A 25,927-nucleotide genomic window follows, 5' to 3' on the forward strand; every position below is an offset into this window, starting at 1 on the left:
CAGGGATGCCGTCATGAGTGATATAGCGTTAACGGTCAGTATTCTGGCATTGGTTGCGGTGGTCGGGCTATGGATAGGCAATGTCAAAATCCGCGGCGTCGGGTTCGGCATTGGCGGCGTGCTCTTTGGCGGGATTTTTGTCGGCCATTTTGCCGACCAGCTTGGCATTACGCTCAGCGCGGAAATGCTGCACTTCATTCAGGAATTTGGCCTGATCCTCTTCGTTTACACTATCGGCATCCAGGTCGGGCCCGGTTTTTTCGCCTCGCTGCGCGTCTCTGGCCTGCGCCTTAATCTTTTTGCGATGGGGATTGTGGTGATGGGTGGGCTGGTCACCGCTCTGCTGCATAAACTCTTCGCCATTCCGCTGCCGGTGGTGCTGGGCATTTTCTCCGGTGCGGTAACCAATACTCCCGCGCTGGGTGCCGGGCAGCAAATCCTGCGCGATCTGGGCATCGCGCCCGACATCGTCGATCAGATGGGGATGAGCTACGCCATGGCCTACCCGTTCGGCATCTGTGGCATCCTGCTCACCATGTGGCTGATGCGTATCCTGTTTCGCGTTAACGTTGAACAGGAAGCCCGGGAGCATGAATCTACCCTTACGCAGGGACAGGCGCTGATTAAAACCATCAACATCCGCGTCGACAACCCCAATCTGAACAATCTGCCAATTCAGGACGTGCCGATCCTTAACAGCGCCAATATTATCTGTTCCCGTCTGAAGCGCGAGCAGACCTTGATGGTGCCGCTGCCCGGTACGGTGATCCAGATAGGCGACCTGCTGCATCTGGTGGGGCAACCGGCGGACCTGCATAATGCCCAACTGGTGATCGGCCAGGAGGTCGACACATCGCTCTCCACCCGCGGCACCGATATGCGCGTCGAGCGCGTGGTGGTGACCAACGAGAAGGTTTTAGGCAAGAAAATCCGCGAACTGCAGGTAAAAGAGCGCTACGACGTGGTGATCTCCCGCCTGAACCGCGCCGGGATCGAGCTGGTGGCCAGCCCGGACGCCAGCCTGCAATTTGGCGACATCCTCAACCTCGTCGGGCGCCCGGCCTCCATCGACGCCGTCGCCAATATGGTGGGCAACGCACAACAAAAACTGCAGCAGGTGCAGATGCTGCCGGTGTTTATCGGTATCGGGCTCGGCGTACTGCTCGGCTCTATTCCGCTGTATGTGCCGGGGTTCCCGGTGGCGCTCAAGCTGGGGCTGGCAGGCGGGCCGTTGATTATGGCGCTGATCCTTGGTCGTATCGGCTGTGTCGGTAAGCTCTACTGGTTTATGCCCCCGAGCGCTAACCTTGCCCTGCGCGAGCTGGGGATCGTGCTGTTTCTGGCGGTGGTGGGGCTGAAATCTGGCGGGGACTTCGTCGAGACGCTCGCCCGCGGCGACGGCGTGAGCTGGATTGGTTACGGCATCCTGATTACTGCCGTCCCGCTGATCACTATGGGCATTCTGGCGCGGCTTCTGGCGAAGATGAACTACCTGACCCTCTGCGGCATGTTGGCCGGTTCGATGACCGATCCCCCGGCGCTGGCCTTCGCCAACAACCTGCACCCCACCAGCGGGGCGGCGGCGCTCTCCTACGCCACGGTCTATCCGCTGGTGATGTTTATGCGCATTATCACACCGCAACTGCTGGCGGTGCTGTTCTGGGGGATAGGTTAAACCTCTAACCCTAACCTGGCGAACTGCTCTGCCGGGGCGTCGCTCTCACGCAGGAGACGCACCAGCAGGGCAATCATCCGCGCTTCGATGGCTTTATCTTCAATCGGGCATTGCTGGTGCGGGTCGGTGTGTAAATCGAACAGCAGATGACCGACGCGATTCACTCCTGGGTATTTTTCCTGAGCCGGAATACGCAGCGTTTTAACCCCTTTGGTAAAGCGGAAGGGGGGCGCCAGCGCGATCGCCTCCAGCTCCTCCGGAGTAAAACGGGTATTCATCTTGATGGGCATCAGGGTGTAGTTAGCGATGTCATTCTCACGCCCGGGCAGTGCGGCGCGCATATAGACATAGCGCCCGTCCGTGACGTTAACATGGCCGCTGAAGACCCCAAACAGCGCCGCGTCACGCACCGGGGTATCATCTTCAAGAATGCGGGCTAACGGACGGCCCTGAACGTCAGGTGGGATGGGCTGGTTGAAGAACTCCAGTAGCGTCGGCGCCCAGTCAATCATCTGCACCAGCGCATCTCGCTGCACCCCCTGATGGCCGCTGCGCGGATCCCAGATAAACAGCGGGTTATTCGCCACTTCGTTGTAATAGGGCATCTGGTTTTTCGCCCACCAGCCATGCTCTCCGAGCAAAAAGCCGTGATCGGTGCCGACGATGAGCATCGTATCGCGCCACAGATCGTGGCGGTCCATCAGGTCCAGAATGCGCCCCAGGTTGCGATCGCACATGGAGACCAGGGCGCGATAGCGGCAGCGAATATGCTCTACCGCCTCGGGGCTCTCTTCCACTTTGCCGCGGGGCCAGTCGTAGTGCGGGCCGTCCCAGGGATCCTGGTACAACGAGAGATACGCCTCGGTGGTATAAAACGGCTCGTGGGGGTCGAAGGTTTCCACCTGCAACAGCCAGCTATCCTGCTGATGGTTCTTGTCGATAAACTCGCACCCGGCGTTAAAGACCTGGGTTTGCGGGAAGTCCGCCTCCTGCTGAATGTAGTCGCGGTTGACCCAGTCGTGTCGCCAGAGCCCGGAGACGCCGCCCCCTGTTTGCTTCTGGGGCACGCGCAGCACCTGCGGGATGGCCGGGTCGGCGACGCTGGCCTTCCAGTGATCCCCCTCCTGTCCACGGATAATTTCCCATGAGCTGTAGCGGTTATGATAATTACCGCCGCCATCCTCCCAGTAATGCAGATGGTCGCTGATCAGGTGGGTATAGATGCCCGCTTTTTTCAGTAGCTCCGGCATGGAGTCGTCGAACGGCTCCAGCGGCCCCCATTCCCGGTGCAGAAAGTTATACCGGCCGGTGTGCAGCTCCCGGCGGGCGGGCATGCAGGGCATACTGCCAACATAGCTGTTGTTGAATGTGGCGCAGCGGGCCGCCAGACGCTGGAAATTTGGCGCCTGGGTGATCATATCCCCATAAGGCGGCAGATAGTGCTTATTCAGGCTGTCGAAGAGCAGAATGATCGCTTTCATCGTCGCTCCTTAACGGGCCTTTACCAGATGCGGGAAATGCTCTTCAACCACGGCGTAGATTTGCTTCCCGATGGTCTCTCCATCCATAATATTTTCGATGGGGATCAGATACTGCCCGTGCCGCGGATCGAGGCTTACTACATCAATCAGCTTTTTCGAAATGGCATAAATATCGGCCCATTCGGTAAATCCGCCGACTTCGCCGGCGGCGGTGTGCTCCATGGCGAAATTAATGTCATATTTGGCTAACGCTTTTTTTACCACCGTCTGCAACATCACGCTGCTGCCGACACCGTAGCCGCAAACAAACAGAATATTAATTTTGTCTTTCATAACGATATCCTTTTCACAATGAGATGAGTTAGCCCGCATAAGGGCCGAGGTGGAACGTTGAGGCAATAAACTTAAGCACTTCGCAAATCGCTGGCCATAAAGTCGCCCAGTCGAAAATACCGGTCCAGCCCACCCCTTCGGCGGCGAGGCCGGTTAAGGGAATGGCCCATACGGTGCCGAAGGTTTGAATAATCCCCAGCAGGAAAGTACAAATAATAACGGCGCGATAACCGCCCAGCCGGTTGGCTAATACGCCGATCGGGCCGCCTGCGAAAAATAGCGGCACAAAACCAGGCAATACCATAATCGGACTATGGGTCAGCAGCAGGATCCCCATCGAGAAAATCGTGCCGAAGGTACAGAAAATAAAACCAAGGGTGGCGGCATTTGGGGAGAAGGGAAGTAATGCTGCAACATCGACAGCGGGAATCGCGTCGGGAATTAAACGATCCTGCCAGCCTTTAAACGAGGCGTTAATTTCCCCGACCATCATACGAACGCCCTGGAGCAGGATCACCATATACATGGAGAACTGCAGGCCGAGGTTAATAATATAGATATACCAGGGCTTACCTTTTGCCATGACCTGAACGTTATCAATGCCGGTGGTCAACAGGAACCCGCCGACGAACACGGTCATGACAATAGCGATGGAGGTGACGTTATGGTTAAAAATCGCCAGCCAGCCGGGTAGCTTCATATTTTCAGCATCCTGCTTCTCGGCGTCGCCAAACAGGTGGGCGAATTTCGAGAAAAACCAGATCCCCAGCATCTGGTTATGGGCAATGGTAAAGCCGGCATTATTGGTGATTTTCGCAACCGGTTTGGCTATCAGGGTGGTGGCAAACGCCCAGAATACACCGGTTAAAATCCCGGCGATAATAATCGACGGTACCCAGCCAAAGTCCAGCCAGAAGACGATCAACCACAGCACTGCCTGAGAGTGAGACACCCCGGTATTGCCGGTAAGAAAAATGCCTTTCACCTTTGTGTAGCGGCCAAGTAAGACCAGCACCAGGTTGGTAAAAAAGGCCAGCACAAACACATACCCTACAAAACCGAAATTATCGCCAAGTGCAATCTGGGTTGCTGCTTTCATGGCATAGGAATCCATTAAATAACCATGAATGCCATAAGATTTACTGACCGCATCGGCAACGGGTTTAAATGTGGCTGAGAACTGAAATCCGCCAAAGAGCACCATCATTAATCCCACCATGGCGCTAACCATACCGGTAATAATTTTGATCGGCGATTTCTTATCGAGGGCATAACCCAGTCCCACCAGCAACCCGATTAAAATAGCGGGTTCGGTTAAAAAAGATTGTATTATTGAAATGAAGTCTGAAAACATAATGCAGTCAACCTCCGTGATATTCGCTTCCAGATTAATAAAATCCACATTTTTGTTGCTTCTTATTTAATAACGGAACGACTAGTAGTGATTAAGGCAAACATGTTTGGCAGCAAATGCACTGTAATAATCATATTTAGTCATTGGAAGATTAATTTTGATTTTTTGTGATTCTATTTGCAAAATTACTGATGTATTACTTTCAATTATTCAAATGCTTATTTGATAAGGCTTTTATATATAAAATCGCTTTGTGAATGATCGTGGATACGATTATTGGATGATTCAATATATAAATGGTCAATATTTTAATCTTAATTATTGAGGTGGGAACTGTTTTGAAAATATATTTAGTAAAATAACGGCGATGGTTTTATTTTGCGGGATCAGCCACAAAATTATATTAAACCGAAGTATAAGTTAGCTTTCGCACGGCTGAGCAATTTTTCAATCATTATTAAACAAAGGAATGAAAAAATGAACGCAACCTATACTGTTAAGCTGAATCCCTACGATAAAAACAAACTGTGCGCATTAATTTCTATTCATAGTACCGAGGCGGTACGCTTTGACTACACCGTCAAGGGTAAAACGGCGAACACCAGTTTTCATTACGGCACCGATCAATACAGCGTTAATCCAGAGATTGTCGTGGTGGGGTTGTATGCCAATTATTTAAATACCGTTACGTTGAATCTTTACACCGCTGACAATGCCGCAGAAACTCTCCTTATATCGATATCAACAGAGGGACAGGACTATGGCGAAGTGCCCCTGTCGCTGGCAATCAATGTTGCTGACGGCACGATGGCAGAGAATACCTTAGGGCAGGGTTGGTTTGTCACCAGTGCGTGGAATGGCTATGACATCAATGGCGATTTGCGTATTACCGGCCTGTTCCCCTGGATGTACGGCAACTTAAAAATTATTGAAAACTCGCTCTGGTCAGCCGAAGCCAGTGAAACCTGGGATCCCGACAAGCATGCTTTTGCGCCGACACTGTACCGCTTTAACCTTGCCGGTAAGGTCACGCAAACCTACTCTGCTCCAGCGGGTTACGGTTTTCATCACGACATCACTACTGACGGGCAAGGCAATCTCTGGGTGTTAGGCTCGCTGCTGGAGGGGTGGAGTGACGAGCAAAAACTGGAGTGCATCCTCTATAAATACGACATCAACAGCGGGGCGTTGCTCTGGCAGCGTGATTATTCCCGGGAATTCATGGGTGCCACGGTGCTGGATAATACCGACACCAACGATGTGCATTTCAATAGTCTGGAATATGTCGCAGAGACCGGGCAGCTTATGATTAATTCCCGCTCCAGCTGTACTGTGCTGGGCCTTAATAGTGCCTCTGGGGATCCGGAATGGATTATTGATAACCCAGCTTTTCCCGTGCTGAATAGCGCCCTGAATTTGCAGGTGATGGACGCGGATAACTTCAGCTATCCCAACGGCGAGCATGCTGTCTTTATCACACACAACAGCCGGTACCAGGCGTGGCGGGGTGAAAATAAGTTTGTTGTTTCCCTGTTCAATAACAACTCCTGCGCAGATGAACAGGGCAATGAACTGGTCCGGACAATTGAATCGGACCCGGTTACTTATACCGCTGCCGAACTGGATTCCTTACCTACCATTCTTGCCATTGATTTAACCGCCTCGACGGTTCAGCGCCTGGATCAGTTTCATTTCCCAGGCCAGCGCAGCGAACTCACGTCATCGGTATTTGATGTCGGGAACGAATATTACAATGTTTATTTTGGTGCCGAACAATCTTTCTTCGTTTTTGATACCGATAATAATATTGGTGTGTCGGTTTATAATATTGATACCGGCTTAGGCTATCGCGGCAGAATATTTACTTACGATGAGCTGCGTTCATTAATCTAAAATTAACCTCAGCGGCAAGATAAGGCCTCGTGTTACTTGCCGCTTTTACACCATCTGTAACCCGTTCCCCTGGCTGTGGTTATACGGCTGTTACCACCGGATCCTGCGGGTGGGAATGACTTCTCTGTATACGTTACTATTGCCTGAGTTTTATTCGATGAGCAGCCAGACAGGAGTAGTTATGAAAATTTCCCGCCTCGGCGAAGCGCCGGATTATCGCTTCTCGCTGGCAAACGAGCGCACCTTTCTGGCGTGGATCCGTACCGCGCTGGGCTTTCTGGCTGCGGGCGTCGGCCTCGACCAGCTGGCGCCCGATTTTGCCACGCCGGTGATCCGCCAGCTGCTGGCGCTGCTGCTGTGCCTCTTTTCCGGCGGGCTGGCGATCTACGGTTACCTGCGCTGGCTGCGTAATGAAAAGGCGATGCGCCTGAAAGAAGACCTGCCCTATACCCACAGCCTGCTGATTATCAGCCTGATCCTGATGGTGGTGGCGGTGATTGTCATGGGACTGGTGCTCTATGGCGGATAACCGCAAAGCCCGCCGCCTGGCCGATCCGGGACTGCAGCCGGAGCGGACCTCGCTCGCCTGGCTGCGCACCCTGCTGGGCTACGGCGCATTGATGGCGCTGGCGGTTAAACACAACTGGCAGCAGGCAGGGCCGCTGTTCTGGGTGGCGCTGGGCGTACTGGCAATCGCGGCGCTGATCCTCTGGTATTACACCCGCAGCCGGGCGCAAATGGATGTTTCTCTGTATGATTTTTCATCATCCCGACCGGTGCATATTAAATTTTTGATCGCCCTCGCAGTGTTATCCCTCGCATTACTGTTTGCTGCTAGTCATGTCCACCATCTCATTACTTTCATCAGGGGTATTACATGACAGGATGTCAGGTTATGGCCAAGCCAGCCAGCTCACGATGCAACCTGAATTGCCGCTACTGTTTTTATATCGATAAGCCTCAACAGGCGATCATGGATGACGCCACCCTGGAAACCTTTATTCAACAGCATATCGCCGCCCAGCCCGGGCCAGAGGTGCAGTTCGCCTGGCAGGGCGGGGAACCGACCCTGTGCGGGCTGGATTTTTTTCGTCGCGTCGTGGAACTGCAACAGCGGCATGGCGCAGGAAAACGTATCCACAACGCTTTTCAGACCAACGGCATCCTGCTCAATGACGCCTGGTGTATCTTTTTTCGCGAACAGGGCTGGCTGGTGGGTATCTCTCTCGATGGGCCTGCGACGCTGCATGATGCTTATCGCGTCAGCCGCAGCGGCAACCCTACCCATCATAAGGTGCTGGCGGCGATAGAGAAGCTGCGAGCGCATCAGGTGTCGTTTAATCTTCTGACGGTCATCAACCGGCAGAACAGCTGCCAGCCGGAGCGCATGTATCGCTATTTGCGCGCGCTAGGCACGCCGTATCTGCAGTTTCTTCCCCTGCAGGAGCACGACAACCCGGAATCGGTCAGCGATGCGCAGTGGGGAGCGTTCCTGTCGTCGGTGTTTGATATCTGGGTGCGGGAGGATATTGGTCGCATCTTTGTGCAGCTTTTCGACTCGACGTTAGGGGTCTGGTGCGGCTATCCGTCGCAGATCTGTTCCCTCGCCGTCACCTGCGGCCACGCCTTCGCGCTGGAGGCGCAGGGCGATCTCTATCAATGCGATCACTATGTCTACCCCGAGTACCGGCTGGGTAACATCCACCAGACGCCACTGGCAGAGCTTAATAACAGTGAGGCGGCCATCGCCTTTGGCCTGCGTAAAAAAACCACTTTATCCGGTGAGTGCCAGGCCTGCCCGGCGCTTCACCTGTGTAACGGCGACTGCCCAAAACACCGGGTGGAGGGCAAAAGCGCGCTGTGCGCGGGGTATCTGGCGTTCTTTCGCCATTGTGCACCGCATATGCGGGTGATGCGCGATCTTATCCGCCATCACCGTTCGCCCATCGAGTTAATGACCCTGTTACGCCAGAGCCAGTAAGTTATCGCCCTTTCGCCAGGTACTTCGCCATCTCCTCGTCCGGCACCATGCCGCCGCCGGTGGCCCACACCAGGTGGGTGGCGTTGTCCAGCGCATAGTGCCCGGCAGTGGCGAGACGTACCGGCCCGGCCATGCCCGCCAGCGCGGAGGGCTCAAGAAGAATCTGCTCCTCCTGCGCCAGCCAGCCCAGCATGTCATACATGCTCTGATCGGAGAGGGTATAGAACCCGTCGAGCAGGCGCTCCATGGCGCGGCCAACAAAACCGGACGCGCGGCCTACCGCCAGGCCATCAGCCGCAGTGAGGTTATCGATCCCCAGATCCTGCACCGCAATCTGGTCATGCAGCCCGGTATAAACCCCCAGCAGCATGCACGGCGAATGAGTAGGTTCGGCAAAGAAGCAGTGCACATGGTCGCCAAAGGCCAGCTTCAGCCCAAACGCCACGCCGCCAGGGCCGCCGCCGACACCGCATGGCAGGTAGACAAACAGGGGATGATCCCTGTCCACCACCCGGCCCTGTTCAGCAAACTGCGCTTTCAGTCGTGCGCCTGCCACGGCATAGCCTAAAAACAGGGTGCGGGAGTTTTCATCGTCGATAAAGAAGCAGTTTGGATCGCTTTCGGCCGCTTTGCGCCCTTGCTCCACCGCCACGCCGTAATCCTGCTCATATTCCACCACCGTCACGCCGTGGCTGCGCAGTTTCGCTTTTTTCCACTCACGGGCGTCGGCGGACATATGGACCGTCACCTTAAAGCCAATGCGGGCGCTCATGATGCCGATGGACATTCCCAGGTTGCCGGTCGAACCCACGGCGATGCTGTACTGGCTGAAGAAATCTTTAAAGCGCGGCTCCAGCAGGATGCTGTAATCCTCTTCCGGCGTTAACAGGCCCGCGGCGAGGGCCAGTTTTTCCGCGTGGGTCAGCACTTCATAGATGCCGCCGCGGGCTTTGATAGAGCCGGAGATCGGCAGATGGCTGTCTTTTTTCAACAGCAACGTTCCGGGAAGGGTGATATCGAACGCCGTCTCCAGCCGCTTATGCATCGCCGGTATGGCGACCAGATCCGATTCGATAATCCCGTTTGTAGCCGCCGTCTCCGGGAACGCTTTTGCCAGGTACGGCGCAAAGCGCGCCAGGCGCGCGTGGGCATCATCCACGTCGGCCTGGGTCAGGCCGACCCAGGGCAGCCCGTCGGCCAGCGTGGTGGCTTTGGGGTTAAGCCAGGTGGTCTCTTTCAGGGCGATCAGCGCATTGAGCAGGGGATATTGCGCGATTAATGTCTGGGTCTGTGGCGTCATAGGTTCCTCGCAGGCGTTATCCCCTTAAGAAAACAGGAAACGGACGCGAGGGCAAGTGAGCGCTACACCGCCTGCTGGTGATGCGAGGCGCGGGAGGCCAGCGGCAGCCAGCACAGCACAATCAGCAGCCCCATTAAGGTCATCAGCAGACCGAGGCTGGCCTGTCCGTTTTGCGGCATCATCGCCGAGAGCCAGGCCAGCGCGCCGGAGCCGATATTCTGCAACCCTCCTACCAGCGCCCCGGCGGTGCCCGCGAGGAACGGGAAGGGCTCCATCGCGCCGCTGGTCGCCAGCGGGAAGAGCATCCCCGCGCCAAAGAAGAAGAGCGCAGCCGGGATCAGCAGAGTCCAGACATTCATCACCCCGAACAACCCCGGGATCCACATCATCAGCCCCGCCAGCAGGCAGCTTGCGACCGACTGCCACATCAGGGTGGTAAAGCGTTTATTCGCGCGTCCGGCAAACCAGGCGCCGAAGAACGCTGCCGGGATCGGCAGAATAAACAGAATACTCACCACCATACTGCTGAGGCCCAGCCCGGCGCCCAACAGCACGCCCGAACTGGCTTCGAACACCGCAATCCCCGCCAGGCCGCCAATCAGCATCAGCACGTAGCAATTAAACGCCCCATTGCCGAAAAGGATTTTGTAGCTGGTGAGCAGTCTGGTGCGAGGCGCCTCAGTAGGCCGGGTTTCCGGCATCCAGCGCGCCATGCTGAAGGTGACGATGGCGCACAGCACCAGCAGGAAGCCATAGCAGGCCCGCCATGACCAGACGGTATCCAGCAGGCCGCCAATCAGCGGCGCCAGCAGCGGGCTCACCAGGATGCCCATGTTCAGCAGGCTGTTGGCGTGGCGCAGCTGGGTGCCCTGATACATATCCCGCGGCAGCGTGCGCGCCATCACCCCGCCGACGCCGGTGCCGACGCCCTGCAACGCGCTGGCGGCAATCAGCACGCTCAGGTTGTGGGTGGACATGGCGATGACCGTCGCGATCATAAAAATCGTCATGCCGACCAGGATCACCGGACGGCGACCCACGCGGTCCGAGAGTGGGCCGTAGAATAACTGCGATACGCCATAGGTCAGCAGATAGGCGCCCATCACGCTCTGGATTGCCCCTTCGCGTACCTGGAGTTCCTTCGCCATGTCCGCAATGGCCGGGATATAGATGGTTTGCGCCATCTGACCGACGGCGACCAGCAAGATCAACATCAAGAGTAAATTAACGTTCCGCTGTTTTTTCATGTCGCTGAATACTTTTGCCAAAAGTGAGAAATAAAGAATAAGTAACTACGCATTCCCATAAATGCGCGAGGAATCTACCACAGGAAAATGACAAGTTAAGTACCCGGCTGAAGAACGGAAAGGGGCAAGAAGGCAGGATTTTTAAACGACAGCGGCAACGAATGTTGCCAGCGTTAATTCATTTGCTTAAACCGCGCAAAAAAGCCGGTGCGTCACGCGCGGTTCATCGGCGACCAGCGTAAAGCCTGACCGCTGGTAGAAGGCCCAGGCGGTCTTCGGCGCATGGGTATTGAGAAAATCGAACCAGATGCTGGCATCGGCCATCACCACACCGAGCAATTGCCTGCCGATACCCTGCCCGCGACACTTTTCGCTGATATAAAGATGGCGAATGCGCCCGGCCCGCGGCTGCTGGCTGAACGGATCGCGGTTTAGTCCGCAGATTCCTACCAGCTTGCCATTGAGAAACGCACCCAGCAGCTTTTCGCCGGGGGCATTGAAGCGGTTTTCGCCGCGCTGCCAGTTCTCTTCCAGCCTGCGCAGCATGTTGAAATTGCGCGCAATGCTCTCGGCCTTAAGCGCGATATACCCCGGTTCGTCCGGCGTAACGGGTTCAATTAGCAAACGCGACATAGCATTCCCTCGTTATTATCGTTGTTAAAGAGGGGCGGTTTCCCGCCCCTCTTCGGTGCGACTTGAACCTGAATTACTTCACATACTTCAGGACAGCATCAAGCAGTTGCAGTGCTGCAACAATGAGTTTGAGGATAAGTACAACCATATCCACTACGCTCATACGCGTCTCCTCTGGTTAAGGAGCACGATGCTGGCGTACCTTTCCGCCGCCTGTGACCAGCACCTTTGTTGACGTAACACAGTGTGCTCAGTTGGGGAGTGGAGGCGCTGACGGCACCACCCGTTTCAGCCAGGACTTCGTTGCGCCGGTGTACTACGAGCGGCTCCCCTCACACCCTGTGAACACAACCAGTATAGATAAATACTGTATATATGAACAGTAATTTATGGACAAAACGTGAAGGGCGATCCATACTCAAATGCGTCAAAATCCGTGCCCAAAATTGCGCGTTCCTGTGCGATCGCGTATACTTCGGGCGTTGACGTAACACAGTGTGCTCTGCGGTCACCAGCCGCAAACGCTGTAAAAAAAACCTCGCTCCGGCGGGGTTTTTTGTTTTCATCACTCGACAAACGAAACGTGATCGTTGACGCATTTTTATGCAGATGAAAATAATTCCGTTGTCACGCCTCTCAACCTGTGCTTGTATAAATCCACTTAATGATTCCAGAGACAGGTCCCCCATGACTGCATCCATGAACACCGCGACCCTACTAAAAACTGCGCACCCAGCCGCAGTGGTCGTCGTGCGTGTGGTGGTCGTCGTCGGCAATGCGCCGTAGGGACTGGATCAACACACGATTCCAAACCCCGCCGGCGCAAACCGGCGGGGTTTTTCGTTTAAAGCCCCCCGGAAAGTCGGCTCAGAATAAAAGGACTGGAGCATGGCAAGTTCGGGCACAACATCACACAAGACGCGTTTCACTGGCGCGCAGTTAATCGTTCATCTGCTGGAACGTCAGGGCATTACCACGGTTGCAGGTATCCCAGGCGGGACGGTACTCCCGCTGTATGACGCCTTAAGTCAGAGCACGCAGATCCGCCACGTGCTGGCGCGTCACGAGCAGGGCGCAGGCTTTATCGCCCAGGGCATGGCGCGTACTCAGGGCAAACCAGCGGTGTGCATGGCCTGTAGCGGGCCGGGGGCCACCAACCTGGTGACCGCCATCGCCGATGCGCGTCTCGACTCCATTCCGTTAGTCTGCATTACCGGCCAGGTGCCTGCCTCAATGATCGGCACCGATGCGTTTCAGGAAGTGGACACCTACGGCATCTCTATCCCCATCACCAAGCACAACTATTTAGTGCGCGATATCAGCGAATTACCGCAGGTTATCAGCGATGCGTTTCGCATTGCCCAGTCCGGTCGTCCGGGTCCGGTGTGGATAGACATTCCTAAGGATGTGCAGACCGCTGAAATTGAGATCGACGTGCTGCCAGAGCCAGGCACCCGCGCGCCATCGCCGGAATTTAGCGTCGAGAGCGTACGCGAGGCGGCGGCGATGATTAACGCCGCCCAGCGCCCGGTGCTCTATCTGGGCGGCGGGGTGATCGACGCGCCTGATGCAGTGCGTGCACTGGCAGAAAAAGCCAACCTGCCGACCACCATGACCCTGATGGCGCTGGGCATGCTGCCCAAAGCACACCCGCTGTCGCTGGGGATGCTCGGAATGCATGGCGCGCGCAGCACTAACTTTATTCTGCAGGAAGCTGACCTGCTGATCGTTCTCGGGGCACGTTTTGATGACCGGGCGATTGGCAAAACCGAGCAGTTCTGCCCGAACGCCAAAATTATTCACGTGGATATCGACCGCGCGGAGCTGGGCAAAATCAAGCAGCCGCACGTGGCGATTCAGGGCGACGTTAACGAAGTGCTGGCGCAGCTGCTGCCGCACATTGAGGCCACTCCACGCACCGCGTGGCGTGAGCAGGTTACCGGTTTGCAGCAGGAGTTCCCGGGCGCTATCCCGACCGGCGGCGATCCGCTGAGCCACTACGGGCTGATTAACGCCGTGGCCGCTTGCGTGGACGACAGCGCCATTATCACCACCGACGTGGGACAGCATCAGATGTGGACCGCCCAGGCCTATCCACTGAACCGACCGCGTCAGTGGCTGACCTCCGGCGGGCTGGGGACCATGGGCTTTGGCCTGCCTGCGGCAGTGGGCGCGGCGCTGGCGAATCCGGACCGCAAGGTGCTCTGCTTCTCCGGCGACGGCAGCCTGATGATGAACATTCAGGAGATGGCCACCGCGGCGGAAAATCAGCTGGATGTGAAAATCATCCTGATGAACAACGAAGCGCTGGGGCTGGTGCATCAGCAGCAGAGCCTGTTCTACAAGCAGGGCGTCTTTGCCGCCACCTATCCGGGGATGATTAACTTTATGCAGATTGCTGCCGGTTTTGGCCTGCACACCTGCGATCTGAATGCCGAAGAGGATGCGCAGGCCGCACTTCAGGCGGCGATTTCGCGCCCGGGCCCGGCACTGATCCACGTGCGTATCGATCCACAACAAAAAGTTTATCCGATGGTACCGCCGGGTGCGGCCAATACAGAAATGGTGGGGGAATAAGCCATGCAGAAGCAAAATGATAACGTCATTCTGGAACTCACCGTCCGCAACCACCCAGGCGTCATGACCCACGTCTGCGGGCTGTTTGCCCGCCGCGCGTTCAACGTGGAAGGCATCCTCTGTTTGCCAATCCAGGGCAGCGAGCACAGCCGCATCTGGTTACTGGTGAATGATGACCAGCGTCTGGAGCAGATGATGGCCCAGATCGACAAGCTGGAAGATGTGGTGAAAGTGGTGCGTAACCAGTCCGATCCGACCATGTTTAACAAAATTGCGGTGTTCTTCGAATAAATCGCTCATTGCTTGAACACCCGCGCGCTTATCGTTAAGGTAAGCGCGTTTTTTTATCCGCCCGCCAGGAACGCACCATGACCACCATCGCCCTTATCGACGATCACCTTATCGTCCGCTCCGGATTTGCCCAGCTGCTGAGCCTGGAGCCCGATTTTCAGGTGGTGGCCGAGTTCGGCTCCGGCCGCGAGGCGCTGGCCGGTCTGCCGGGACGTGGGGTGCAGGTCTGTATCTGCGATATCTCAATGCCGGACCTCTCCGGGCTGGAGCTGCTGAGCCAGCTGCCGAAGGGAATAACGACCATCATGCTCTCGGTTCACGACAGTCCGGCGTTGGTGGAGCAGGCGCTGAACGCGGGCGCGCGCGGCTTCCTCTCCAAACGCTGCAGTCCGGACGAGCTGATTGCCGCCGTGCGTACCGTCGCCACCGGCGGTTGTTACCTGACGCCAGATATCGCCCTCAAGCTGGCGGCCGGACGCCAGGACCCGCTTACCCGACGCGAACGCCAGGTGGCGGAAAAGCTGGCACAGGGGATGGCGGTGAAAGAGATCGCCCTTGAGCTCGGCCTGTCGCCAAAAACCGTACACGTTCACCGCGCCAACCTGATGGAAAAACTGGGCGTCAGCAATGACGTTGAGCTGGCGCGCCGCATGTTTGACGGCTGGTAATGCACGCCTTTTTCTCCCGGCTGGTGGCGGTGGTAGCCAGCTTCTTTATCTTCTCCGCCGCCTGGTTCTGCCTGTGGAGCATCAGCCTGCACCTGGTAGAACGCCCGGAGCTGGCGGTGCTGCTGTTTCCCTTTGGCCTGCGGCTGGGGCTGATGCTGCAATGCCCGCGCGGCTACTGGCCCGTTTTGCTCGGTGCTGAATGGCTGATGCTGGTCTGGCTGGCGCAGGAAGTTGCCCTCGCGCATCTGCCCTTATTGATGACCGGAAGCGTGCTGACGCTTATTCCCGTGGCGCTGATCTCCCGCTACCGCCACCAGCGCGACTGGCGCACCCTGCTGCGCCAGGGGGCCGCGCTGATCGCCGCCGCGCTGTTGCAGTCCCTGCCGTGGGTGGGCGAGAAGGAGATGCTTAACGCCCTGCTGCTGACTCTGACCGGCGGCCTGACCCTGGCCCCGACCTGCCTCGTTATCTGGCACTACCTCACCAGCACCGTCTGGCAGCCCCTTGGCCCGGCGCTGGTTTCGCAACCGGTGAACTGGCGCGCCCGGCATCTCATCTGGTATCTGCTGCTGTTTGTGGTGAGCCTGTGGTTGCAGCTTGGCCTGCCCGCAGAGCTATCGCGCTTTACGCCGTTTTGTCTGGCGCTGCCGATCATTGCTCTCGCCTGGCATTACGGCTGGCAGGGGGCGCTGATCGCCACGCTGATGAACGCCATCGCGCTGATTGCCAGCCAGACCTGGCACGATCACCCGGTCGATTTACTGCTCTCTCTGCTGGCGCAGAGCCTGACCGGGCTGCTGCTCGGCGCGGGCATTCAGCGTCTGCGTGAGCTGAACCAGTCCTTGCAAACCGAGCTGTCGCGCAATCGCCGCCTGGCAGAACGCCTGCTGGAGACCGAAGAGAGCGTGCGGCAGGAGGTGGCGCGCGAACTGCACGACGACATCGGCCAGACCATTACCGCCATTCGTACCCAGGCGGGTATCGTCCAGCGTCTGGCGGCGGACAACGCCGGGGTGAAGCAGGGCGGGGCGCATATCGAACAGCTCTCGCTGGGCGTATATGACTCGGTGCGTCGCCTGCTGGGCAGGCTGCGTCCGCGCCAGCTCGACGACCTGACCCTGGAACAGGCGGTGCGCTCCCTGATGCGCGAGATGGAGCTGGAGAGCCGCGGCATCGTCAGCCATCTCGACTGGGGCATTGACGAGACAACGCTGAGCGAAGGCCAGCGCGTCACCCTGTTCCGCGTCTGTCAGGAAGGGCTGAATAATATCGTTAAACACGCCAGCGCCAGCGCGGTCACGATACAGGGCTGGCAGCAGGACGAGCGCCTGATGCTGGTGATTGAAGATGACGGCTGCGGCCTGCCGCCGGGCTCCGGGCAACAGGGCTTTGGCCTGGCGGGGATGCGCGAGCGGGTGAAGGCGCTGGGCGGCACGCTGAACCTCTCCTGCACCCACGGGACGCGCGTCAGCGTCAGTTTACCGCTTCGGAGTCACCATGTTTAAACCCCCTGTCGATGCAGTCCCGATAAGCGATAAGGCGGAAATCGACGCCCGCTACCGCTACTGGCGACGCCATATTCTGATCACCCTCTGGCTCGGCTACGCGTTGTTCTACTTCACCCGCAAAAGCTTCAACGCCGCCGCGCCGGAGATCCTCGCCAGCGGGGTGATGGCCCGCACCGATATCGGCCTGCTGGCGACGCTGTTCTACATCACCTACGGCCTGTCGAAGTTCTTCTCCGGCATCGTCAGCGACCGCTCCAATGCCCGCTACTTTATGGGCGTCGGGCTGATCGCCACCGGGGTGGTGAATATTCTGTTTGGCTTCTCCACCTCGCTCTGGGCCTTTGCCCTGCTGTGGGCGCTGAACGCCTTTTTCCAGGGCTGGGGCGCACCGGTCTGCGCCCGTCTGCTCACCGCCTGGTACTCGCGCAACGAGCGCGGCGGCTGGTGGGCGATCTGGAACACCGCCCATAACGTCGGCGGGGCGCTGATCCCGATGGTGGTCGGCGCGGCGGCGCTGCACTACGGCTGGCGCGCCGGGATGATGATTGCCGGTAGCCTGGCGATTGTCGCCGGGCTGTTCCTCTGCTGGCGTCTGCGCGACAGGCCACAAACCGTAGGCCTTCCGGCGGTGGGCGACTGGCGGCACGATGAGATGGAGATTGCCCAGCAGCAGGAGGGGGCGGGGCTGTCCCGCCAGGCGATCCTCACCCGATATGTGCTGAAAAACCCCTATATCTGGCTGCTGTCGCTCTGCTACGTGCTGGTCTACGTGGTGCGCGCGGCGATCAACGACTGGGGCAACCTGTATATGTCCGAGACGCTGGGTGTGGATCTGGTCACCGCCAACTCGGCGGTGACGATGTTTGAGCTGGGCGGGTTTATCGGCGCGCTGGTGGCGGGCTGGGGCTCGGATAAGCTCTTCAACGGCAACCGTGGCCCAATGAACCTCATCTTCGCCGCCGGGATTTTGCTCTCGGTCGGCTCGCTGTGGCTGATGCCGTTTGCCAGTTACGTGATGCAGGCGGCGTGCTTCTTCACCATCGGTTTCTTTGTGTTTGGTCCGCAGATGCTGATCGGCATGGCGGCGGCGGAGTGCTCCCACAAAGACGCGGCAGGGGCGGCGACCGGTTTTGTCGGGCTCTTCGCCTATCTCGGGGCATCGCTCTCCGGCTGGCCGCTGGCCCGGGTGATCGATACCTGGCACTGGAGCGGGTTCTTCGCGGTGATCGCCATCGCGGCGGGGATTTCGGCCCTGCTGCTGCTGCCATTTTTGAACGCGCAGGCACCGCGCGAGGCTAGCGAAGCGTGATGCGCCTCACCTTTTCACCGCGAGTGGGGCAAAACTAAGAAATTTTCCCGGTTCCGCCTGGACGCTATCTCAGGCTTTACGCCCGGCTGATTTTTACAATGCGGCAAAAATCAGCTCGGGAGACATTGATACATGCTGGCCTTCTTAAATCAGGTGCGCAAGCCGACCCTGGATCTGCCGCTCGATGTGCGGCGCAAAATGTGGTTCAAACCCTTCATGCAGTCCTACCTGGTGGTCTTTATCGGCTACCTGACCATGTACCTGATCCGCAAAAACTTTAACATCGCCCAGAACGACATGATCTCGACCTACGGGCTGAGCATGACCCAGCTGGGGATGATTGGCCTCGGCTTCTCCATCACCTACGGGGTGGGGAAAACCGTTGTCTCTTACTATGCGGACGGCAAAAACACCAAGCAGTTCCTGCCGTTTATGCTGATCCTCTCCGCCATCTGTATGCTCGGCTTCAGCGCCAGCATGGGCGCGGGCTCCGTCAGCCTGTTCCTGATGATCGCCTTCTACGCCCTGAGCGGTTTCTTCCAGAGTACCGGCGGGTCGTGCAGCTATTCCACCATCACCAAATGGACCCCGCGCCGCAAGCGTGGCTCCTACCTCGGCATGTGGAACATCTCCCACAACCTCGGCGGGGCCGGTGCGGCAGGGGTGGCGCTGTTCGGTGCTAACTATTTGTTCGACGGCCATGTCATCGGCATGTTTATCTTCCCGTCCATTATCGCCCTGATCGTCGGCTTTATCGGCCTGCGCTTCGGCAGCGACTCCCCGGAATCATACGGTCTGGGTAAAGCCGAAGAGCTGTTTAACGAAGAGATCAGCGAAGAGGACAAAGAGACCGAAGAGAACGAGATGACCAAATGGCAGATCTTTGTTGAGTACGTGCTAAAAAACAAAGTGATCTGGCTGCTCTGCTTCTCCAATATCTTCCTCTACGTGGTGCGCATCGGTATCGACCAGTGGTCAACCGTGTATGCCTTCCAGGAGCTAAAGCTCTCCAAAGAGGTAGCGATCCAGGGCTTCACCCTGTTTGAAGTGGGCGCGCTGGTTGGCACCCTGCTGTGGGGCTGGCTCTCGGATCTCGCCAACGGGCGTCGTGCGCTGGTGGCCTGCGTCGCGCTGGCGCTGATTATCGCCACGCTGGGCATTTATCAGCATGCCAGCAACCAGTACGTCTATCTCGCCTCCCTGTTCGCGCTCGGCTTCCTGGTGTTTGGCCCGCAGCTGTTGATCGGCGTGGCGGCGGTCGGCTTCGTGCCGAAAAAAGCGATCGGCGCTGCCGATGGGATTAAGGGCACCTTCGCCTACCTGATCGGCGACAGCTTCGCCAAGCTGGGTCTGGGGATGATTGCCGACGGCACGCCGATCTTCGGCCTTACCGGCTGGGCAGGCACCTTTGCGGCGCTGGATGCGGCAGCCATCGGCTGTATCGTCCTGATGGCGATGGTCGCGGTGCTGGAAGAGCGCAAGATCCGCCGTGAAAAACGCGTGCAACGTTTGAAAGCAGCCTGAGTGTGCAGGTAACTTTTTGCCCGGCGTGATGCCGGGCTTTTTTACATTCTCACCCCGATTACCTTACCCCGCTTTACACACCCGCTCCGCCCTATGCTCTACAGTTTTAGTTTGCTGCCGCCTTTCGCGCAGCCTTAGCCCCTTTGCTAACGGAGAGCTTGCATGTTGACCCGACGATTATCCTGCCTTGCGCTGCTGGTGGCGCTGGCCTCACCCGCGATGGCGGCCGATACCCCCACCTACGGCGAAAAACTGGAAGGTTTTGACTACGCCTGGCCGGTAAAACACTTCACCTTCACCTCGCAAAATCAGGCGCTTGATATGGCTTATCTGGACGTAAAGCCGGAAAAAGCCAACGGCCGCACCGTGGTGCTGATGCACGGTAAAAACTTCTGCGCGGGCACCTGGGACGGCACCATCCGCGCCCTCACTGCCAGCGGCTACCGCGTGGTAGCTCCCGATCAGGTCGGTTTCTGCAAATCCACCAAGCCGGAGCGCTATCAATACACCTTCCAGCAGCTGGCGGATAACACCCATGCGCTGCTGAAAGCACTGGGGATCGATCGCGTTACCGTTATTGGACACTCCACCGGCGGCATGCTGGCGACCCGCTACGCGCTGATGTGGCCCCAGGAGGTGGAACAGCTGGTGATGGTCAACCCGATTGGTCTGGAGGACTGGAAAGCGCGCGGCGTGCCGCATATTACGGTCGATCAGTGGTATCAGCGCGAGCTGAAAACCAGCGCCGACGGCATCCGTCAGTACGAGAAAAACACCTACTACGCCGGGGAGTGGAAGCCCGAATACGAGCGCTGGGTCACCATGCTCGCCGGGCTGAATAACGGGCCGGGCAAAGAGCGTGTCGCCTGGAACTCGGCGCTGCTCTACGACATGATCTACACCCAGCCGGTGATGTATGAATTCAGCGAGCTGAAGATGCCGGTATTATTGATGATCGGTACGAAGGACAATACCGCCATCGGCAAAGATCTTGCCCCGCCGGAAATACGTAAGACGCTGGGCAACTACGCGGTGCTGGGTAAGGAGACGGCGAAGCGTATCCCTCACGCCACGCTTGTGGAGTTTGACGATATGGGTCATGCCCCGCAGATGCAGGATCCCGAACGTTTCCATGAGGCGCTGTTGAAGGGGTTACAGACGCAGTAACGCTTCATGCGGCAGGTAGCGGTTTTCCCCGGCCCGATCCACTGTTTGTTGCTTTATTAATACGACGTTACCTGCTGTTGACGCGCCACGTTTCCCGATATCATGCATGGCTAACCGTAAGGAGAGTGCATGGTCTGGATAATGCTGGCTACGCTGGCCGTGGTATTTGTGGTGGGCTTTCGCGTCATGACGTCGGGTTCCCGGCGCGCCATTCGTCGTCTCAGTGAACGGCTGGGGATCACCCCTGTGCCGCTGGAGTCGATGATCGACCAGTTTGGCAAAAGCGCCGGCAACGAGTTTATCCGCTACCTTGAACGTCCCGACGAGGCGCATCTGCTCAATGCCGCGCAGGTGCTGTTGATCTGGCAGGTGTGCATCGTCGACAGCAGTGAAAACAACCTGCAGAGCTGGTATCGCCTGCTGCGCAAGGCGCGTCTCGCCGCGCCGATCACCGATGCGCAGGTTCGCCTGGCGCTCGGTTTTATGCGCGACATGGAGCCCGATCCCTACGAGCTTAACGCCTTCCAGCTGCGCTATAACCAGCTCTTCCTGCCGGAAGAGGGCGTTTTCTTCCTGCACTGATCGAACATCGCCCGGTGGCGCTACGCTTACCGGGCCTACAAGACCCGTAAGCCGGTGCAAGCGCAGCGCCGCGCGGCAAAAAAGCCGCAGGAATATTGCTCTGATATCACACCTCTAAACCTTCGCCCGGTGGCGCTACGCTTACCGGGCCTGGAAAACCCGTAGGCCGGTGCAAGCGCAGCGCCGCCCGGCAAAAAGTGCCAAAAGTTGTCAAAACGTTAAATGGATCACATTTAAACTGTTAAACTGCGCGGCTTTCCCGCTCGTTTTCTCTTCAGGTGATGCCATGACAGAACAGATCCAATCCGCCCCTTCGCCCCATGCCGACGCGGTTTCTCGCCCGAACTGGTCGGCGGTTTTTTCCGTGGCGTTTTGCGTCGCCTGCCTGATTACCGTGGAGTTTTTGCCAGTCAGCCTGCTGACGCCGATGGCGCAGGATCTGGGCATCTCTGAAGGGCTGGCGGGCCAGTCGGTTACCGTTACCGCGTTTGTGGCGATGTTTGCCAGCCTGTTTATTACCCAGGCGATTGGCACCATTGACCGTCGTAAGGTGGTGATCCTGTTCAGCGTGCTGCTGACCCTCTCCTGCCTGCTGGTCTCCTTCGCTGAAAGTTTCACCCTGCTGCTGTTAGGGCGCGCCTGCCTCGGGCTGGGGCTCGGCGGGTTCTGGGCGATGTCCGCTTCGCTCACCATGCGGCTGGTGCCGGCGCGTACCGTGCCGAAAGCGCTCTCGGTGATCTTCGGGGCGGTCTCTATCGCGCTGGTGATTGCCGCGCCGCTGGGCAGCTTCCTCGGGGGGATCATTGGCTGGCGCAACGTCTTTAACGGTGCTGCGGTGATGGGCGTGCTCTGTATTCTGTGGGTCTGGAAGGCGCTGCCGTCGCTGCCGGGCGAAGCCGCGCACCACAAGCAGAACATGTTCAGCCTGCTGAAACGCCCGGGCGTGCTGGCGGGGATGACCGCCATCTTTATGGCCTTCGCCGGACAGTTTGCCTTCTTTACCTATATCCGCCCGGTGTTTATGACCATGGCCGGGTTTGACGTCGATGGCCTGACGCTGGTGCTTTTAAGCTTCGGTATCGCCAGCTTTGTCGGCACCTCGCTGTCGGCGCAGTTCCTGAAACGCTCCCTGAAGGTGGCGCTGGCGGGGGCGCCGCTGGTGCTGGCGGTCAGCGCGCTTGTACTGATTCTGTGGGGCAGCGACAAGTGGGTCGCCTCGACGATTGCGATTATCTGGGGCTTTGCCTTTGCGCTGATCCCGGTGGGCTGGTCGACCTGGATCACCCGCTCGCTGGCCGATCAGGCGGAAAAAGCCGGGTCCATTCAGGTGGCGGTGATCCAGCTGGCGAATACCTGCGGTGCGGCGTTGGGTGGCCTGGCGCTGGATAATTTAGGGCTCACCTCACCGGTGGTGATTTCCGGCACCCTGATGCTACTGACGGCGCTGCTGGTGGCGGGGAAAGTGAAGGCGCAGTAAGTTTTTGGCCCTCTCCCCGCCGGGAGAGGGCATCAGGCTACGACGATGTCTGAGCCCTTCTTCTCGAATCCATCGAAATCAGCACCACCGACGACACAATCAGCAGCGTGCCCAGCCAGTCCGGCAGGGTAAACGCCACTCTCAGTAAAATCACCGACAGCAGGGCGCTGCTCAGCGGCTCGGCGCAGCTCAGAATGCTCGCCTTTGGTCCGCCAATCATCTGCGCGCCTTTCAGATAGAGGCTGAAAGTCACCGACGTGCCAATCACCACCAGGTAGAAGAAGGCCAGCAGCAGGCTGCCGTCGATAACGAAGGTAGTGCCACGCCCGGCATAGAACGGCGTCAGCATTAACCCGGCCAGCAGCATACTCCAGCCGACGATCGGCAGAGTGCCGTAGCGGGCAATCAGCGCCGAGGGGTAGGTGGTATAGAACGCCGCGGCGAAGGCGGAGGCGATGCCCCAGCAGAGCGCAGCAGGGGAGATGGTCAGCGAAGTCGGATCCCCGTGAGTGACCAGTAAAAAGGTGCCGATGAGCGAGGTCATGATCGCCGCCAGCACGAAAATCCCCGGACGCTTTTTACGCGCCAGCGCGAACCACGCCACGATAATGGTCGGGGAGAGGAACTGCAGCACGGTGGCGGTGGCGGCGTTGGATTTTTCAATCGTCACCAGGAAGGTGAGCTGGACGATCAGCGCCCCGAAGAGAGAGAAAATCAGCAGGCTGAGGGCATCTTTGCGATTTTTGATGACCGAGAAAATCTTGTCGCCGTGGACGAATGAGAGTGTCAGCAGGATCACGCCGGCAAACAGCAGGCGAACCATGGTGAGGTAAGGCGAGGAAATATGACTTTTCTCCATGATGTACTGCGCGCAAACCCCTGAGCTACCCCATAAAATGGCGGCGATCAGGACGTTCAGCATCCCTTTACGTGTGGAACCCATGTTCTCCCCTGCGATATTGGCTTTCAAAGGCCAGCAGCATAACACGGGGCCTGCCGGGTGGCGCTACGCTTACCCGGCCTACAAAACTTTGTAGGCCCGTGCAAGCGCAGCGCCGCCGGGCGCAGCTGGGGTTAGAACCAGGCTTCCCACATCGCGCCGACGTTGAAGTCGTCGAGCGTTTCGTCTTTGGTGTTGTTCACGCGGGCAGTGCGTTCGTTATCCACCTTGCCGCCGGTGACGTAGAAGCGCAGCATCGGACGGAATTCCGGGCCCATAGCGATAGACATGTTCTGCGACAGGGTCAGCTTCCAGCCTTTGTTATCGCCGCCGTTGTCGTAATCAACATGCTGCCAGCCCGCTTCCAGCCAGGTGGAGTGAACGTCGTTCCACCAGTGCATTGGACGCACGATGGCGTTGTAGTTCTTACGGTTGTCGGTGTTGTCACGGCTGTTGTCATAGTCGTGGAAGGCCAGGATGTACTCCACCTGGGTCGCCGGGGTGAACTTGTGCAGCCCTTCGAAGCTGGCGTACACCGTGGTCAGATCCTCGGTTTTGTTGAACACGCTGTTGTCAGAGTTATCAGAGTAACGGGCGATCACTTTGTTCACGCCGCTGTCGTTGGTGTGGCTCAGCACCACGCCACCCTGCCAGGCGTTGGTGCGCTCTTCGGTGTCGATGGCTTTGGAGTCAAAGCCGTAGTTGGCGTACAGCTCCAGATCGATCGGGCCGAGCTTCATGCCATGAATTTTAGAGGTGGCCGCGTAGTTGCCCTTGTCGCCGGTGCCGGAGCCGCCGGTACAGGTGATGCGCGACGGGTTGGCTTCATCGTCCATCACTTCCGGGCTACAGGATTCCACTGCCGCCACGGTGGCTACGTCAAACTGCACGCCGCCGATGTCGAAGTTCTTCACCCCGGCACCCTGGCCATCGTGGTTCATCCAGAAGTAGTCGTTGATGCCCTGTTGCGGACGCTGGTGGAAGTCACGACCGGCCCAGATATAGGCGTTCGGGTTGGATGCCAGGATATTGGTCACCCCGGCGTAGGCTTTTTTCAGGTTAACTTCGTCGCCCCAGTGGTCAATCATCACGTTGACGTCCCAGATGACGCCGTTCTCGCCCTTGAAGGCTTTGGAAAGCTGGAACTCGCCGCCGTTACCTTCGTTACCCAGACGACCAATCGCCGAGGCGCCGTTATAGGAGCCATCTACGGCAACGTATTTCTGATCGGCGGCCTGGAAGTGGGCGCCGTAGCGGGCATAACCGGTAAATTTAATGCCGAACGGGATCGCCATATCTGGAGACTGGGCGGCGCTTTGCGGTTCGTTGATGACGTCGGCTTTTTTCGCTACCGCGGCATCCATTTTTGCCTGGCGTTCTGCCAGGGCTTTATCCACCGCTTTGGCCACAATGGCGTCGATTTGCTCCTGCGTAAATTCTTGTGCGAGTACAGAAATTGGGCAAAGCGCGGCGATAACCGCCATTGTTAATGGAAGTTTTTTAATCATATTCATGGTTATCTCAATATATATTTAAATTTTATTCAGACAATAACCATCCCGTTCCGCATTGACAAAATATGTCGCTATCATCAGAACAAGTTGATTTTATTTTTTCGGGCACAGAGGGTTTACACTATTATCGTAAAGCTATCTCCATCACTGATATTTAAATATTAGCGCTGGTATAAATGAATAATCTCTTCGGATAATTCACGGGCCAGCAGCGAGTTCATTAAATGATCCTGAGCATGCACCATAATTAAGGTCATCGGCTGACGGGCTTCGCCTGCGTCCTGTTCGATGAGTTTGGTCTGCATATGGTGCGCCTGGCGCGCGTAGCCATCGGCTTCGCGCAGCAGGCTTTTCGCTTCGTCAAAGTTGCCCTGCCGCGCAGCATGCAGTGCTTCAAAGCACAGGCTGCGCGACTGACCAGCATTGACGATGATTTCCATTACTGCTTCTTCTAAGGCAATCATCATCTTCCA

The 25,927-nt window shown here is 57.6% G+C and carries 25 protein-coding genes; 15 read left to right on the forward strand and 10 right to left on the reverse strand.

Going from position 1 to position 25,927, the window contains the following annotated elements; all coding sequences use genetic code 11:
* Positions 1-13: 13 nt before the first annotated feature.
* The gene (locus GNG26_RS00075) at positions 14-1,675 is read left to right on the forward strand and encodes a putative transporter (RefSeq protein WP_156237404.1); all 1,662 of its coding nucleotides are present in this window, start codon (positions 14-16) and stop codon (positions 1,673-1,675) included.
* On the opposite strand, the gene GNG26_RS00080 is transcribed toward GNG26_RS00075, so the two are convergent.
* From GNG26_RS00080 to GNG26_RS00090, 3 genes are read right to left on the reverse strand one after another with little or no spacing between them, the layout of a single operon-like run.
* Positions 1,672-3,156, reverse strand: a complete 1,485-nt coding sequence (locus tag GNG26_RS00080; RefSeq protein WP_156237405.1) for a sulfatase — start codon at positions 3,154-3,156, stop codon at positions 1,672-1,674. The two genes, GNG26_RS00075 and GNG26_RS00080, sit on opposite strands and share 4 nt — an antisense overlap.
* Positions 3,157-3,165: 9 nt before the next feature.
* A complete protein-coding gene (locus GNG26_RS00085; RefSeq protein WP_103824257.1) occupies positions 3,166-3,489 on the reverse strand; it encodes a PTS sugar transporter subunit IIB in 324 nt (107 codons plus the stop codon).
* A 28-nt stretch (positions 3,490-3,517) separates the two neighbouring features.
* A complete protein-coding gene (locus GNG26_RS00090; protein ID WP_156237406.1) occupies positions 3,518-4,843 on the reverse strand; it encodes a PTS sugar transporter subunit IIC in 1,326 nt (441 codons plus the stop codon).
* Between the two features lie 477 nt (positions 4,844-5,320).
* Here GNG26_RS00090 and GNG26_RS00095 point away from each other — a divergent pair, with 477 nt between their 5' ends.
* From GNG26_RS00095 to GNG26_RS00110, 4 genes are all read left to right on the forward strand, one after another.
* Positions 5,321-6,736, forward strand: a complete 1,416-nt coding sequence (locus tag GNG26_RS00095; RefSeq protein WP_156237407.1) for an aryl-sulfate sulfotransferase — start codon at positions 5,321-5,323, stop codon at positions 6,734-6,736.
* Between the two features lie 181 nt (positions 6,737-6,917).
* Positions 6,918-7,265: a YidH family protein gene (locus GNG26_RS00100; protein WP_103177645.1), complete on the forward strand. Its 348-nt coding sequence runs from the start codon at positions 6,918-6,920 to the stop codon at positions 7,263-7,265.
* Positions 7,255-7,617, forward strand: coding sequence for a DUF202 domain-containing protein (locus tag GNG26_RS00105; RefSeq protein WP_103824259.1), 363 nt, complete (start codon positions 7,255-7,257; stop codon positions 7,615-7,617). Before GNG26_RS00100 ends, GNG26_RS00105 begins: the two co-directional genes overlap by 11 nt.
* Entirely contained in the window at positions 7,614-8,717 is a 1,104-nt protein-coding gene (locus GNG26_RS00110) for an anaerobic sulfatase maturase (protein WP_197080123.1), read from the forward strand. The genes GNG26_RS00105 and GNG26_RS00110 overlap by 4 nt, the downstream gene beginning before the upstream one ends.
* Before the next feature lies 1 nt (position 8,718).
* On the opposite strand, the gene dsdA is transcribed toward GNG26_RS00110, so the two are convergent.
* The 4 genes from dsdA to tisB all read right to left on the reverse strand — a co-directional run bounded on the left by dsdA (position 8,719) and on the right by tisB (position 12,060).
* Entirely contained in the window at positions 8,719-10,017 is a 1,299-nt protein-coding gene (dsdA, locus tag GNG26_RS00115) for a D-serine ammonia-lyase (protein WP_156237409.1), read from the reverse strand.
* Between the two features lie 62 nt (positions 10,018-10,079).
* Positions 10,080-11,264, reverse strand: coding sequence for a multidrug efflux MFS transporter EmrD (emrD, locus tag GNG26_RS00120; protein WP_156237410.1), 1,185 nt, complete (start codon positions 11,262-11,264; stop codon positions 10,080-10,082).
* Positions 11,265-11,450: 186 nt separating this feature from the next.
* A complete protein-coding gene (locus GNG26_RS00125; RefSeq protein WP_103824262.1) occupies positions 11,451-11,897 on the reverse strand; it encodes a GNAT family N-acetyltransferase in 447 nt (148 codons plus the stop codon).
* A 73-nt stretch (positions 11,898-11,970) separates the two neighbouring features.
* Positions 11,971-12,060 carry a type I toxin-antitoxin system toxin TisB gene (gene tisB, locus GNG26_RS00130; RefSeq protein WP_039032257.1) on the reverse strand — a complete coding sequence of 30 codons (90 nt, stop codon included), beginning with the start codon at positions 12,058-12,060 and terminating at the stop codon, positions 11,971-11,973.
* 524 nt (positions 12,061-12,584) lie between these two features.
* Between tisB and ivbL the strand changes: the two genes are divergently transcribed.
* The 10 genes from ivbL to nepI all read left to right on the forward strand — a co-directional run bounded on the left by ivbL (position 12,585) and on the right by nepI (position 23,000).
* On the forward strand, positions 12,585-12,683 hold the full coding sequence (gene ivbL, locus GNG26_RS00135) for an ilvB operon leader peptide IvbL (protein ID WP_103824263.1): 99 nt from the start codon (positions 12,585-12,587) through the stop codon (positions 12,681-12,683).
* A 102-nt stretch (positions 12,684-12,785) separates the two neighbouring features.
* Positions 12,786-14,474, forward strand: coding sequence for an acetolactate synthase large subunit (gene ilvB, locus GNG26_RS00140; RefSeq protein WP_156237411.1), 1,689 nt, complete (start codon positions 12,786-12,788; stop codon positions 14,472-14,474).
* A gap of 3 nt (positions 14,475-14,477) precedes the next feature.
* Positions 14,478-14,765, forward strand: coding sequence for an acetolactate synthase small subunit (gene ilvN, locus GNG26_RS00145; RefSeq protein WP_039032259.1), 288 nt, complete (start codon positions 14,478-14,480; stop codon positions 14,763-14,765).
* 77 nt (positions 14,766-14,842) lie between these two features.
* Complete coding sequence (gene uhpA / locus GNG26_RS00150; RefSeq protein ID WP_114316305.1) at positions 14,843-15,433, forward strand: transcriptional regulator UhpA; 591 nt, start codon at positions 14,843-14,845, stop codon at positions 15,431-15,433.
* Positions 15,433-16,938 carry a signal transduction histidine-protein kinase/phosphatase UhpB gene (gene uhpB, locus GNG26_RS00155; RefSeq protein ID WP_156237412.1) on the forward strand — a complete coding sequence of 502 codons (1,506 nt, stop codon included), beginning with the start codon at positions 15,433-15,435 and terminating at the stop codon, positions 16,936-16,938. Before uhpA ends, uhpB begins: the two co-directional genes overlap by 1 nt.
* Positions 16,931-18,250, forward strand: a complete 1,320-nt coding sequence (locus GNG26_RS00160) for an MFS transporter (RefSeq protein ID WP_156237413.1) — start codon at positions 16,931-16,933, stop codon at positions 18,248-18,250. Before uhpB ends, GNG26_RS00160 begins: the two co-directional genes overlap by 8 nt.
* 132 nt (positions 18,251-18,382) lie before the next feature.
* Entirely contained in the window at positions 18,383-19,774 is a 1,392-nt protein-coding gene (gene uhpT / locus GNG26_RS00165) for a hexose-6-phosphate:phosphate antiporter (RefSeq protein WP_103177659.1), read from the forward strand.
* 162 nt (positions 19,775-19,936) lie between these two features.
* A complete protein-coding gene (locus GNG26_RS00170; protein WP_156237414.1) occupies positions 19,937-20,941 on the forward strand; it encodes an alpha/beta fold hydrolase in 1,005 nt (334 codons plus the stop codon).
* A gap of 129 nt (positions 20,942-21,070) precedes the next feature.
* Positions 21,071-21,523 carry a DUF1198 domain-containing protein gene (locus GNG26_RS00175; RefSeq protein WP_156237415.1) on the forward strand — a complete coding sequence of 151 codons (453 nt, stop codon included), beginning with the start codon at positions 21,071-21,073 and terminating at the stop codon, positions 21,521-21,523.
* Between the two features lie 286 nt (positions 21,524-21,809).
* Positions 21,810-23,000, forward strand: coding sequence for a purine ribonucleoside efflux pump NepI (gene nepI, locus GNG26_RS00180; RefSeq protein WP_156237416.1), 1,191 nt, complete (start codon positions 21,810-21,812; stop codon positions 22,998-23,000).
* A 37-nt stretch (positions 23,001-23,037) separates the two neighbouring features.
* Here nepI and GNG26_RS00185 read toward each other — a convergent pair whose 3' ends face one another.
* The 3 genes from GNG26_RS00185 to GNG26_RS00195 all read right to left on the reverse strand — a co-directional run bounded on the left by GNG26_RS00185 (position 23,038) and on the right by GNG26_RS00195 (position 25,918).
* Positions 23,038-23,943, reverse strand: a complete 906-nt coding sequence (locus tag GNG26_RS00185; RefSeq protein ID WP_156237417.1) for an EamA family transporter — start codon at positions 23,941-23,943, stop codon at positions 23,038-23,040.
* 131 nt (positions 23,944-24,074) lie between these two features.
* On the reverse strand, positions 24,075-25,454 hold the full coding sequence (locus tag GNG26_RS00190) for a carbohydrate porin (protein ID WP_156237418.1): 1,380 nt from the start codon (positions 25,452-25,454) through the stop codon (positions 24,075-24,077).
* Between the two features lie 161 nt (positions 25,455-25,615).
* Positions 25,616-25,918 carry a PTS lactose/cellobiose transporter subunit IIA gene (locus GNG26_RS00195; RefSeq protein WP_072250852.1) on the reverse strand — a complete coding sequence of 101 codons (303 nt, stop codon included), beginning with the start codon at positions 25,916-25,918 and terminating at the stop codon, positions 25,616-25,618.
* Positions 25,919-25,927: the final 9 nt, after the last annotated feature.

Source organism: Leclercia sp. J807, from assembly GCF_009734465.1.
GTDB lineage: Bacteria > Pseudomonadota > Gammaproteobacteria > Enterobacterales > Enterobacteriaceae > Enterobacter.